This is a genomic window from Ureaplasma zalophigenitalium (genome assembly GCF_025780055.1).
GTDB classification, from domain to species: domain Bacteria; phylum Bacillota_I; class Bacilli_A; order Mycoplasmatales; family Mycoplasmoidaceae; genus Ureaplasma; species Ureaplasma zalophigenitalium.
In genome coordinates, this window is record NZ_JAOXHJ010000001.1 from 166,480 (window position 1) to 179,875 (window position 13,396).

General features: G+C 30.4%; 14 protein-coding genes. 5 read left to right on the forward strand and 9 right to left on the reverse strand.

What is annotated here, in order from left to right; translation table 4 throughout:
• Nucleotides 1-14: 14 nt before the first annotated feature.
• Nucleotides 15-1,190: a DUF1600 domain-containing protein gene (locus OF365_RS00905; protein WP_263817731.1), complete on the reverse strand. Its 1,176-nt coding sequence runs from the start codon at nt 1,188-1,190 to the stop codon at nt 15-17.
• 48 nt (nt 1,191-1,238) lie between these two features.
• Here OF365_RS00905 and plsY point away from each other — a divergent pair, with 48 nt between their 5' ends.
• Complete coding sequence (gene plsY, locus OF365_RS00910) at nt 1,239-1,988, forward strand: glycerol-3-phosphate 1-O-acyltransferase PlsY (RefSeq protein WP_263817732.1); 750 nt, start codon at nt 1,239-1,241, stop codon at nt 1,986-1,988.
• A gap of 16 nt (nt 1,989-2,004) precedes the next feature.
• Here plsY and OF365_RS00915 read toward each other — a convergent pair whose 3' ends face one another.
• The 8 genes from OF365_RS00915 to udk all read right to left on the reverse strand — a co-directional run bounded on the left by OF365_RS00915 (nt 2,005) and on the right by udk (nt 9,218).
• Entirely contained in the window at nt 2,005-3,873 is a 1,869-nt protein-coding gene (locus OF365_RS00915) for a CDS14 family ICE transfer lipoprotein (RefSeq protein WP_263817733.1), read from the reverse strand.
• 118 nt (nt 3,874-3,991) lie between these two features.
• The gene (locus tag OF365_RS00920; RefSeq protein WP_263817734.1) at nt 3,992-5,653 is read right to left on the reverse strand and encodes a phospho-sugar mutase; all 1,662 of its coding nucleotides are present in this window, start codon (nt 5,651-5,653) and stop codon (nt 3,992-3,994) included.
• Nucleotides 5,654-5,666: 13 nt separating this feature from the next.
• Nucleotides 5,667-6,077, reverse strand: coding sequence for a cytidine deaminase (gene cdd / locus OF365_RS00925; protein WP_263817735.1), 411 nt, complete (start codon nt 6,075-6,077; stop codon nt 5,667-5,669).
• 68 nt (nt 6,078-6,145) lie between these two features.
• Nucleotides 6,146-6,751, reverse strand: coding sequence for a nucleotide exchange factor GrpE (gene grpE, locus OF365_RS00930; RefSeq protein ID WP_263817736.1), 606 nt, complete (start codon nt 6,749-6,751; stop codon nt 6,146-6,148).
• The gene (locus OF365_RS00935; protein ID WP_263817737.1) at nt 6,751-7,869 is read right to left on the reverse strand and encodes a DnaJ domain-containing protein; all 1,119 of its coding nucleotides are present in this window, start codon (nt 7,867-7,869) and stop codon (nt 6,751-6,753) included. The genes grpE and OF365_RS00935 overlap by 1 nt, the downstream gene beginning before the upstream one ends.
• A 133-nt stretch (nt 7,870-8,002) precedes the next feature.
• The gene (locus OF365_RS00940; RefSeq protein ID WP_263817738.1) at nt 8,003-8,302 is read right to left on the reverse strand and encodes a NifU family protein; all 300 of its coding nucleotides are present in this window, start codon (nt 8,300-8,302) and stop codon (nt 8,003-8,005) included.
• Nucleotides 8,292-8,591, reverse strand: a complete 300-nt coding sequence (locus tag OF365_RS00945; RefSeq protein WP_263817739.1) for a hypothetical protein — start codon at nt 8,589-8,591, stop codon at nt 8,292-8,294. The genes OF365_RS00940 and OF365_RS00945 overlap by 11 nt, the downstream gene beginning before the upstream one ends.
• 3 nt (nt 8,592-8,594) lie before the next feature.
• On the reverse strand, nt 8,595-9,218 hold the full coding sequence (gene udk / locus OF365_RS00950) for a uridine kinase (RefSeq protein WP_263817740.1): 624 nt from the start codon (nt 9,216-9,218) through the stop codon (nt 8,595-8,597).
• A 150-nt stretch (nt 9,219-9,368) separates the two neighbouring features.
• On the opposite strand from udk, the gene rpmF reads away from it, so the two are divergent.
• The 4 genes from rpmF (at nt 9,369) to OF365_RS00970 (ending at nt 13,396) form a co-directional block, all read left to right on the forward strand.
• Nucleotides 9,369-9,539: a 50S ribosomal protein L32 gene (gene rpmF, locus OF365_RS00955; protein ID WP_263817741.1), complete on the forward strand. Its 171-nt coding sequence runs from the start codon at nt 9,369-9,371 to the stop codon at nt 9,537-9,539.
• Nucleotides 9,540-9,562: 23 nt separating this feature from the next.
• A complete protein-coding gene (locus OF365_RS00960; protein ID WP_263817742.1) occupies nt 9,563-9,793 on the forward strand; it encodes a hypothetical protein in 231 nt (76 codons plus the stop codon).
• A gap of 151 nt (nt 9,794-9,944) precedes the next feature.
• On the forward strand, nt 9,945-12,050 hold the full coding sequence (locus tag OF365_RS00965) for a hypothetical protein (RefSeq protein ID WP_263817743.1): 2,106 nt from the start codon (nt 9,945-9,947) through the stop codon (nt 12,048-12,050).
• Between the two features lie 14 nt (nt 12,051-12,064).
• On the forward strand, nt 12,065-13,396 hold the full coding sequence (locus OF365_RS00970; protein ID WP_263817744.1) for a hypothetical protein: 1,332 nt from the start codon (nt 12,065-12,067) through the stop codon (nt 13,394-13,396).

Genomic DNA, 13,396 nt, shown 5'->3' on the forward strand with positions numbered 1-13,396 from the left:
TAAAAAAAATAAGCCTAACAGCTTATTTTTTTATTTGGTTTAAAGGTTATTTTTAACTTAATTTTTTGTAAACGACAAACTATAGCAAAGAAAACAAAGAAAATAAAGTTGGCAAACAATAGAAAGATGAACAAGAAAGCTAAATAAACCAGCTGCCCATTAACATTAGTTCATAAATTAGTAATTAATCCATAAACTGATACGTTTCCAATCAAAGGTACCATTAAGGCATATAAGGTGTACAGAATTAAATAACTGATGAACAACCTTCAAGCGTGTAGGTATTTAAATTGGTTGCAAATTTTTTGAGTACGGAAAATATATCAACATAAAACATGAAAAGCAAATGGAGTAATTAAATGGTTGTAAAAACCGGTTAAATAATTAACTCATAAATATTTTTTAGCTAGATGAGCAAAAGGAAAAATTGCTGTTAATCAGATAATGCTAATAATGCTAATATATGTTAAACCTACTAAAAGTAAAAAACCTTGTTTTAAAAAACGCGCATTCGGATTAATGAAGATAAAGAAAGCAATGCATATACATAACCAGTTACCTTGAGTTGTAAAATAATGCAAATTATTAAATCATAAATCTTGGGTGTAAATGATTTTCATGGGTGTGTTTTGATCAATAATATTGATTCCTGGCGATAAATTTACAGGGACATAATCTATTGATGAAAAGACCATAAAACCAATACTAATAATTAAGTAACATAAAGCAATGATGCTCTTTTTATTTTTAATATCAAATTCAATTTTGTTAGAAGGATTTAAAATATGGTAAAAAGTTATAATCCAATAAATTTTTGCTCTACCAAAATTTTTTATTCAGTAAACATACGCTCAGGGATTGATAAATAAAATGCCGATTAACAAGCAAAAAAAGGTTTTCTTATTACTATATGTTTGCCCGCATAAAAAAATTAGGCTAATAACATTTAAACAAGCATACCATAAAAAACAATATAAACCTACAGCTCCAATACTTTGGATAGGTTTATAATGTATAAAGCTGATGTCATAAACGATATTGTTACGTTCATATCCACTAGATAAATAAATACTTAGAAAAGAAATTCCTAGTATCAAGAATAAATTATTCAATCATGTAAGATTAAACATTTTAACATTAATAGCTACATCATTACATGATTTTTGTTGGACATTATGATAAATAAACATACCTATTCCTTTATAATTATATTTAGTATTAAATTATAAGGAATAATCATGATTTCTCACATTGTTTTTGCATATGTTTTTTTAATATTAATTGCACCACTTTTAGCTTATCTTGTAGGTTCTTTTAATTTTAGTCTAGTTTTTAGTTTATGGTGAAAGCGTAAAGATGTTCGTAAATTTAATTCACAAAACGCAGGAGCTACAAACATGTCACGTGTGTTTGGCAAAAAAATGGGCATTCTAGTTTTCTTACTAGATGCCATTAAACCAATGATAGTAATTAGTATGGCATATTGTGCACTACGTTTTGGGTTACATGATGCTGAAGTTAATCCATGAAATGATTTTCATTTAAATATTTTATTACATTTTTCAGGGTTAGTTTGCATTGTAGGACACGTTTATCCTATTTACTTTAACTTTAAAGGCGGAAAAGGTGTTAGCTCCTTTTTTGGATGACTATTAATTATGAATCCAATTGTAGCAGTGTTATACTTTGTGATTTTCTACATTACAGCTCGTGTGAAGAAATATGTATCCTTAGCAGCAATGGTCAGTGCTGGAATTACTAGTCTACTTGTTATTGTTCCAGGAATTAATTACACACCTTTATATAATGAACACTTCGCTTCATACTTTACAGATTTGCACCTTACAATGATTAATGTAAGCTATTTATTATTATTTAGTGTTCCAGCAGCCTGTTTATTAATTATTTGCCACAGAAGCAACATTATACGTCTACGATTAGGGATTGAAAAAACGAACCGTTTTATGATTTTTAAAAAATTCATTTAAACGTTCGTTTTTTTTATTATATTTTTCATCGATTTCTTATTTCTAAGAATCGTTGCTCATTTGTCTCTGTTGGTTTATAGTTTTGACTGTAACCCTTTGGTTTTTCTAATAACACAAAATCAGGATTTTGTTTTTTCAGCAAAGTGTTAACATATCAGAAAGCATAATCATAAATTAAGGCTTCTTCTTTGTTTGCATCTAGCATTTTGTGTTCAAACGTTGTTAATCGTAAAGGCATATCTCAACCTTTTAACTTGTACATTGGTACTAAAAAGTCATATATTAATTGATAAAAGAACGCAAAGTTATGTTCATAATCATTGACTTTAAAACTTGGAAACATATGCGCTAATGTTTGACTACGTAATTGATCGCCTTTTTCACCAAACGCCTCATATTCACTAAAAGGGTACTTAGCCCAATTAGCAACATCGATCGCTCTTTCAAACAGTTTGTCTAATAAGTATTTTTCACGCATTTCAGGTGTATATTCACGAAAATCAATATAATCACTATCAGTATATTGGTTTATATACTTGTATCGTAGATTTCCATCATTACGCACTTTAAAATCCATTCACTCAATCAAAGCTTGCATTCCTAAAAAATTAAGATCTTCCAAACTATCTAAAAATAAATTTAATCACATATCACCAAATAGCACTGGATTCATCAAATCTCATTGAGGTACCTTAAATCCATATTTTTCATCACCAACTAAAACGGTTGCTAATTGTAAATCAATCGGTTCGCCATTATCTTTTGTCGCATTTACTTCCACATTATCACGTACATCATATAAATTTATATGATTGAATTTATTGGTTGTTCCAAAAGAGAAAGGTAAAAAATAAAAGTTAAAGAAGTAGTTTTTAAGTACTAAATACTTAACGTCTCACGCATCCCCGTAATTTTGTTGAAATTCATGATAAACTTCAGCCTTGTTTCATCCTAATTGGTTGGTATAATTCTCCCAGTATTCTAATGTCTCTTTCTTAGGTTTAATGTTTTCGTTTCAATCATCATCATATGGAAACCCCATTTGAAACAATATTTGTAAATCATTTCGCATCGCTTTTGAATATGATCAATTACCATCTGCAACTAAACTAAAATAGTTTTCATCTTTTATGTTTTTTGGTTTTTCTTCAAACAATTTTGTTCGTTGTTTTAAACGCGCAAACTCTTCAATGCTATTAGGTAATATATAAGATCGAGGGATAATACCATAATATGTACATCATTGATCTAATATGTTCTTTAATTCTTCATGGTTAAGATTTAATTGATTATTAAACATACCTTTAATAATTGAATTCATTTGTACTGGTGAATTCATATCAGTAGTAAATTCATTTTTAACTTCATCTGTTTCATCAGATGATCAACGTCCATATTTTAGTAAGTTATTAAAACCTTTTAAAAAGGCTTGTTCTTTATCACCAACTATTCCTTTACCTAAATTATCAGTGATTCTTTGGGTAGCATCTGATATATCCTTAACGGGTGTGTATTTAAACTTCTTTGGTTTAAATTGTTTTCAGTTTTCCCCCACTAAATCTTCGGGCTTTAACTTACTTAAAAACGTTTCTTCGTTTCATGTTAATTGTTTTAAAAAGTATTTATTGTTACTTTTTAAAAAAGCTTCATTCGTCGAATTATATTCAAGATAATTAGCTTTCGCTCAATTTTGCATAGGTTTTAGGTGGTTATCATCAGCCGTGTTCTCTGTATTAACACCAGGATTAAACGGATTAACTCCACCATTATTTTCTTTAGCTATTTTATTAATGAATCCACAAGATGTAATTGCTAACGGAATTAACGCCGTCGTGCAAATAAGACCTGTAATTGCGATTTTTTTAAATAATTGTTGTTTTTTCATAATACATTCCTCATCAAACAAAAATGATCCTGATATTAAAATAACACATAATACAAACTCCAACTAAAAAATGTTCTAGAATTCAAAAAAAGATTGTCGCTGGAGCAACAATCTAAATTTATGGTAATTGTAAATGATTTTTTAAAATTTCAACAATGGCTTGAGCTTTATTTTGGAAATACGTATATCAGAATGTTTCACTGTTATACTCTTGTTCAATTAAATTGACATAAATTTTGAACTTTGGTTCTGTGCCAGATAAGCGGAATTTAATTGTACTGTCATTTGATAAAAATCAAGTGACATATTTGTATTGCTCATTATATTCGACGCGTTCAATTGTTAAATCAAGTAAGTGGGTTAATGTGTTATTTTGCAATTTCACTAATAACTCCTGAGCTTGGTGTTTTCAATTTTTATCTTTGAAAACAAATGGATATGTATGAGCGTATCAATAACCATATCGCGGAAAAATTAATTTGTTAAAAACATCTAAAAGAGTTAATCCTTGATTTTGGTAGAAGGCAATTAGTTCTAAAATAAAAGCAGCTGATTGATAACCATCTTTATCATTGTTCATATCAATGAGATTTGTACCGATAGCTTCTTCAAAAGCTACCACTAAATCTGCTTTATTACGTAATTCCGCAATTAAATTTCCGTGGTGTTTGAAACCTACACCCACATAATAAACTTTGGTATTAAAGTCATCAGCAATACGTTGGACATATGTATTTGAAACAATAGTTGAAACGATGTACTTGTTTTTATGATAAATCTTGTTATTTAATAAATAATAGGCAAATAAAACTCCGGTTTGATCGCCACTTAGATAATATCATTGGTTATCGTGTAAAATAGCAACACCCATTCGGTCTGCATCGGGATCGATACCAATCATTACATTGGCATTATGAGCTTCGGCATACTCTAATGCCTTAGTAAATGAGGCTTGATCTTCGGGGTTAGAACTAATGTCGTTAATGAAGTCGGGATTTTCGAAATTTTGCTCATTAACATTAATGATTTCATATCCTAATGACTCTAAAAACGGAAACATGTTGTATGAACCAGCACCGTGGTGTGTAGTTAAAACCGTATTAAATTGCTTCTCGCTGTTTTTATTAGTATGGATTAAGTTTTCTTTAATGGTATCAAAATAACCAGTAATTTCGTGTTCATCAATAAATAAAATCAACTCTTCATCGACTTCAAAATCAAAAGTAATAGCTTCTTGATATGAAGGGATAAAGGTTTCAATAAGATCAGTAATTGCACTAATTGGTTGTGCACCAACATTATTGTAAACTTTAAATCCGTTATCTGTTTTAGGGTTGTGCGAAGCAGTAAACATGATCCCGCCATCCAACTCTAATTCATTGATTAAATAAGAAACAATTGGTGTAGCTAGCATTTCATAGTCTTGAGGAACAAAAACTTCGAAACCAAAACTTGAAAAGATTTGTGAAGCTAAAATCATAGCTTCACGAGATAAATAACGATTATCCCGACCTAAAACAACGCGGTGAAATTCGTTGTTTTTGGGTGGAATTGTTTGCAGATATTTAATGTAACCTAGGATTAATTGAGTGTAAGTAAAAACGTTTAGTTGACGCGTTCCAACTCCTAGGGGCAATCGAATGCCTGCAGTTCCGAATTTAAATTTATAATTCGGATCAAATAATTCGTTTTTGTCTTGTTCACTTAAGTTTTCGATATAACTTCTCTCTTCTTGACTTATTAAATCAGAAGCTAGAGTCTTAGTGACTAATTGATTCATTTTTATAACTCTCCTATTTTAAAGATATATTAGCGCTTCAACTAAACGGTAATAGATCTTTTAAAGTGTATACTTGATATGTCCCGTCTTGATTGAAAACAACAACATCTTGCTCGGGAGGCATGAATTCTGATATAACTTGACGACAAGCTCCGCATGGCGTACCTGTGTTATTATTATCATTTGTAATCAAATAGATTGCTTCGATCTTTTTCTCGCCATGTGCAATAGCTTGAAAAATAGCATTCCGTTCAGCACAAATGGTTAAACCATAAGACCCGTTTTCAACATTCACACCTCTATAATAATTATTTTCGCATTTGACAATAGAAGCTACTGGGTAGTGTGAATAAGGCGCATAAGCATGAGTTTGTAATGTTTTAAGTTGTTCGTAGATTGATTGATAGTTTATTTTTGTATTCATATGGATAATTTTACCATTTTATAAATCATATAAAAGCAAGAAAAGAAAAAAACGCAAGATGCGTTTATCTATGCTGCCACACGTACAACAGCGAATTTAATTGTTTTATTGTCGTATGTATAACCAGGACTAATAACTTCAAGAATTGTTAAAGCCGGGTGTTCGTCCGTCTTAATAGTTTCAAATACTTCCATTGTTTCGTCATTTAAAATTTCACCAACCACTGGATTAACAACGTGGATATTTAAATCACTTAACCCAGCTTGCATTTGGTTAGCAATCATTTGAAAACCAACTAAGAAGCCTTGCAATTTAGGATCGTCGTATTGGTTGTTTACAATTTTACTAAAATGATTAATTTGGGTTAATAAAGTGTCCATATCATATTTGAAAACCTTAAAAACACCCATTTTAACTTCATCAGCAAAACGAGCTTGCAGCGCTTGTTCTTTGGATTTTAAAATCTCTTTAATTTCATCTGTTTTCACAGTTAATTTACTAACGTAATCTTGATTTAATTGTTCAATTTGCTTTTGAAATGTTTGGTTAGTAGTCATTAGTGCTTGGTTTTGCTCTTTTAAATCGTTAATTTCCTTTAACAGAGCCTGCACATCATGTTGGTCATGTTGTTCTTTTTGATCTTGTAGATCGTGTTTTTGATTTTTATTAGCCATTATTTTTGCACTTCCTTTAATCATTTATTATTATAGTCTTCTACTTCGGGATTTTTTTGTTTATTCATGTTCTGAATGAATGCTAATTGTTCAGGTGTCATTTTTTTTGTTTTGGCATATTTAATCGTAATGTACACATCACCTTGTTTTTTATTAAATAGGCCATTTTTTCGGTTTTTTAAACCAATATTCTTAATTTGGAATTGTTTGCCATCACGCGTATTAGCGGGAATATTGAAACTGTGTTTATTATAAGCAGTTATAAAATCAACTTCACCACCTACTAAGCAAACAAAAGGGTCGACTAAAACAGTAATATACAAGTCTAATTTATTAGTTTTAAAGTATTGATGAGGAATGACATTAATGTGTAGATATAAATCGTGTTCAACACCATTAACACTATTCCCCTTGCCACTAATTTTTTGTTTTTCTTGATCAAGGGTATTAGGTTCAATAACTAAACTGATTTTCGTAGGGGTCTTAACCGTTTTATTACCTCGACACTTCTTGCAAGGGTTTTTATTTGTTTTTCCACGACCACGGCACATTTCACAAGTGGCTTGTTGTTGAAAAACACCAAAAGCTGTTTGTGTTTGGAATACAACTTGACCAGACCCATGACAAGTAGTACATGTAGTAATATCTGCTGTGCTTGGTGCACCAACCCCACGACACTCGTCACATGTAATTTGGCGATCGTATTGAATTTCTTTTGTCGTGCCCTTAATAGCTTCGAAAAAAGTTAAACGTAAAGCTAAGTGGATGTCGCCTTGTACTTCCTCTTCTTCAAAGGAATTAAATCCCCTGCCTGAACCTGTATTAAAAAAACTTGAAAAAATATCTTCAAAACCACCGAAACCACCAAAGCCACCAGCATGCTGATTAAACCCTTGGTTGGCAGCGTTATGGCCAAAACGATCATAATTAGCCCGCTTAGTTTCATCACTTAAAACTTCGTAGGCTTCATTAATTTCCTTAAAGCGATTTTCCGCATCATGTGAATCGTTTTTATCTGGGTGATATTCTTTAGCTAGCTTTCGAAAAGCTTTTTTAATTTCATCCTGTGTTGCTGTTTTGCTAACACCTAAAACTTCATAATAATCGCGTTTACTCATATTTTCTCCTAAATGCAAAGATGACATACTATTATTAAATTATACACTAAACAGTTATTTTTTAGCAATGTTTATATTTGATTGCTAAGAAAGAGAGCCTCGTTTGTAGATAATAAAAAACCTTTGTTGACCTTTAAATTTTAAAAGGTAAAGGGTGCAAAGGGTTAGAATTTTCTGGTTGCAATAAAACTACATCTTTAATATTTGGAACTTCTTGCATTAGTATTTTTTTTAAATTTTCTTCATATGTTATATTGGTTAGAAAACAACCAACACAAGCTCCTGATAATTGAATATAAACAATTTGATTTTCATAACGATCAAAAATAAAATCACCACCATCAGCTTGAACATAAACTCGCAAATCATTCAAAATAGTTTGGATTTTTTTTAAATCTTGTTCATGTACGGGAGGAGTGTAACTATTTGCCATAAATACCTTTCTTTCGATGATTGTGAGCTGTGTAAGTAATAATTAAATAACCCTGAGAATTTTCGGTCACTAAATATTGATATGCAGGATTTAAAGGGTCGATAAAAAATAAATGATTTGTATTTTGCATCGAACGTGACGGACGAATGTTAGTTAACGAGGCGTTAATTTCCGCAGAAATGATCAAACTAGAAGTGTTTGGATTATGTTTAAATTTGGGGTGGCGCTCACGAATTCTTTTTAATGCATGATCTGTCACGACAAATTTCTTAGTAACATTGCGTTTCATATTTTATATCACACGGTGATGAAAAACATCAATTAATAAATCTAAGGCTGTTTGGTTTTTTTCACTTCATGGAACAATAATGTCGGCATTTATTTGTGAAGGTTTGACATACTGATCATACATCAAAGAAACAGTAGTGCGTCATTGTTCGGCAATAGAATCAATGTTCCGGCCTCGTTCTTTCAGGTCGCGTAAAATTCGACGCATTAAACATTCATCTTTGGGAGTTTGGACGAACACTTTTAAATCTATGTGTTTATTAAGAATATCATCATAAATAGCGTATATTCCTTCTAAGATTAAAACATCAACGCCTGCTAGATGATTAGTTTCTTTTTGACGTTGATGTTTCACGTAATCATAAATAGGAATATCGACAGATTCGTTGTTTTTGATAGCGAAAATTTGTTGACGCATTAATTCTCAGTCAAAACTTTCGGGGTGATCAAAATTAACGATGCCATTTAATTTTTTCTGAATAATGTTGACTGGATGATAGTAAGAATCCTGACAAATAATAGCGCATTTTTTACCTTCGGGCATTGCATTCATAATTGTATGAGCAATTGTTGTTTTCCCAGATCCGCTAGCTCCAGCTATAGCAATAATTAAAACAGGTTTTCTCATTTTACATCAATCCTTGGAATTAGGTATAATATAATAATTATATATATTCTATAGTTAAAAAACAGTGGTTTTTTTGAAATTTATATAGTATAATATTTAAATGTATTACAAACACAATAAATACTTATTTTTTTAGAAAGAGGCGATTAGATGGCTGTTCAACAAAGAAGAGTGAGTAAATCACGTCGTAATATGCGTCGTAGTCACGATCACTTAGAAGTTGCTATTACAACTTCATGCCCTAGTTGCGGGAAAGCACTATTACCTCACCGTGCTTGCCGTGATTGCAAAACATATCGAGACAACAAATTCGATATTTAATTTCGATCCAAAGAACTTTTTCTATGATCAAAAATAAAAGTACAACGACTAATAAAAAAAAATCTGCAAACAAGCAGTCAGATCAATTAGTTCGTGTCTTAAATATTCCCAATATTAGTCAGTATTCCGAAAAACAAATTAAAAAACAATCAAAAAACTTTGTCATTAATTTAATTATTGCGATTACAACTATGTTTATCACAATTGGGATCATTATTGTTGTCGCTATTATTATCGGTATTAAAAAAGGTTAGTGTTTGCATTAACCTTTTTTATTATATTAAGAATAAAAAAAGCGCAGATATACATAATTATGATATATTAATGCATTTTTAAATGGATTATTTTATAATTAAAGAGTATTTTCAAAGATTATACATAAGCAAAAACACAGGTGAATTAAAAATGAACAAAATAAACAAACACAGCTCAACTTTGTTTTTAAGCAAAAAACAAGCAGAAAGTCTTGGTATCGTTGATTTAGATAACCAAGAAATAGTCGTAAACAATCGATTCGTTAACGCAACCAGCATTAACTCATTTGCTGAGGAAATTAAATTAGATAAGATGGTAACCAAAGCGTTTACCTTTTATAATGAACATGCAGCTGATAAAAAAACTTTATTAGATATTTTTGATGATTATGATTACGAATCTCAAAATATCTCTTATTTAACGTATTATCAATCACGAGTATATGATTTAATACGTAATTACTTCTTAGGTCATAAATTAAAAACTACTCAAATACTTGATTGTTTTTTAGCTAACGAACCATATAAAAACAAAAATCTGGATGATTTAAAAATTTTAGAAGAAAAAGTATCAAAATGTCTAGATGAATTATCACTGAACATCAAAAATATGAAGTATGATATTTTAGAATTAGAAGACCACCATATCACAAAACATATGCACGACGAAGAAACTTTCATTGAACAGAAAGCAGAACTAGAGGCATCTTTAGATATTCAGCTGATCCTTTTATATTTATTATCAATTATTCAAGCTAAAACAAATGTAGATTTCGAACAAGAATGAGCTAAGGTCGGATTAGGGGTTGATCGCATTCCTGCTGAATTTACAGAATACGATTACCGTGTTCGTAAAGATTTTTTAAATCAACGTAATTTTCAGCAAATGGTGTCAAAATTAAAAAATACTTCTTCATCTGCAACACCTGCTATTAAAGACGGTGATTCAATCTTAGAATCAGAAAAGAAACCCGTAAACTTTGAACCAGAAATTTATAATAATTTACCGATTGATGAAACTGCTGCGGCAACAACTTACTCAAATACTGCATTGAAAAAAGATGTTGATGTAATTAATGAAATCCCAACAGAAGTAATTAAATCAGCTAGTGGTTTAAAAGTTAATTTTAATGAGTCAGTAGCTTTAGACACTGATGAAGAATTACACACACCAACAACACCAATTAAGGACGCTTTAATTGATGAAGATTGCGAATTAGAACAACCTGTTTATTTAGAAAAAGAAGAGCAAGCAAAATTAGAAGCAGAATATAATGATTTTTTAGAAAAATATGATGCTGATAAATCACCTATTGAAAAAGAAGATTTAGCCGACAGAGTAGGTTATGAAGAAATTTTAATCGAAGAGGATTACTTACACGCTATTCACGCTAAAGATTTAAACGCTAATGCTTTACATCACGAGTCAGAACCGATGTGAAAAAACGAAGCCAACGTTGATATGATCTTTGAACAGGATGAACATCATAATGAGGCAACACAAATGGTTGCAGACGAGGAATTAGATGATGAAGAGGAGTTGGAAAATAACTCATTAGATTCTGATTCATTAAATAATAAAGATCTGTCTGAAAAAACTTCTATGAATAATCCGGTAGTCGTTAGTGAAGATATCAATTATTATGTTGACAAAGAAATCAGACACTATGAATCAATGATTCAAGATCTAGAACATAAAAAAACTGATGATGAAGTACAAGAAGTTGTAGCAGAGTCATCACCAGAAATGTTGCTAGTGAAAAACGTTGTTATTGATGAGGAAATCAAAATTGATGCTGACCCCGTTCCTACTGGTTCACAAGAAGAAATTTATAAAGAAAAACTTGATTTAATTAAAAAGTATTCCGATGAAGAAAAAGCGAAAATCAACAACAAATTTAAAATCTTAGACGAACATCAAAATATTTTAGAAAACATGAAAAAATACCAAGAAGTAAATAATGTTCATTATCTAAAAGATGATCAACCTTTAAAAGAGGGAGATGTTTCATTAAAAGATTTTAAAGATTTACCTAACCAGGAAAACTTGGAAAAATCTGTTTTATCAGAAATAGGTAGCGGTTTGAATGATCCATTGTCATTAGAATATACTCAAATGCTTGAAGCTTTCGAAAATGATCAACTTGATGTTAAACAAGTAGAGATGAGCAATGAATTCCTAGTTGAGTCACATGAACAACAAGAATCAGCAGAAAAGAAGCGTGTACCATGATTTAAAAGAAAGAAGAACAAATAGAGGAGGTAGGGACTATGAATAGAACATTTGAAAAATATGTTGAATTAACATTTGATGAAGATCAGGTTCTTTTAAAAAGAAACGACAATCAAATTTTTAAAAAAACAGAAGAAACTTCGGAACCAAATACTCCTGATGCTTTTATTGAAACTAATGGTTTAAACAAAGTACATTCTCACCACGATTCAGTAGCAGCTTTAATTATTAATAATAATGAGTTCGATGTTAAAGGAATTGAAAATTATCGCCAAGATATCGAAGATAAAGTGACTCAATTATACGAGGAAATTACAAGTGCTTATTTAAAAAGTAAGGAAACTAAAAAACACAAAAAAGATGTTCCGGATGTAATTAATAACCAAAAAATGCTAAATACACATATTCAAAATGTGCAAACAGTCTGCAATCACTTGACATTTGAATGAGATGCTCATTTACTAACCGATGTTAGTCATGCAGAGTTTTTAGAAGTAGAAAAAGCTAAAAATAAAACCGACAAACTATTAAAACGCAAACTACGTCGATATTATGAATTAATTAATGATGAAAACCTAGATTTAAATTTTTCTGACATTAATTTAACTCCTCGTGAGCAAAAGATTTATGACAAAATTTGTCGTCAAGAAGAAGAAAAAACTGAAATGTTACAAATGGAATACGATGAAAAACGTAACCAAGTAATTGATTTGACTTGAGAAAATCTTTTAGTTCACAAGAAAAATATTGCGGATACTTCGTTTGTAAATAGTTCTTCCATCGCTTTATTAATCTCTGGGCAATTTGGTTTAATTAATGATTTAGAAAAATTATTAAACGAACAAGAATTATTGCGTATTGGTTTAATTATTAAACGAACAAAATTACAACGTGAAAAACTGAATAACTATTATAAAAAAACTGAAGCGTATGAACAAGACTTATATGCTTTACAATTAGAGTTCTTAAAAGTAATGGGTGCTGAAATTACCATCTTATCAGCTATCGCTAAAAACATTGACTTATTACAACGTTTATTATCAACATTAAAACATGGCAACCACCCTCTTGCTTTGTATGGTAATTATGTTTCTATGTTAACCAAGATTTCAAAAATCGTAGCAAACTCTGCTAAAAATGCCATTATCTCATCTGATAACGAAGAAAGATTTGTGCATGAAATGGTTTTAGATGAAACCGGATATAAAAATGATCATGAACACGATGAAGTGATTACAAATACAGTTTATAAACAAACAAAAATTATCCCTGATTATCATGTAAATGTAGTTACAAATGAGCCGCGTGATCTATTCATGAATGCTTATATTAATGAAGTACCTGTGTCAGTTAAGATTAAAAAGAAATAA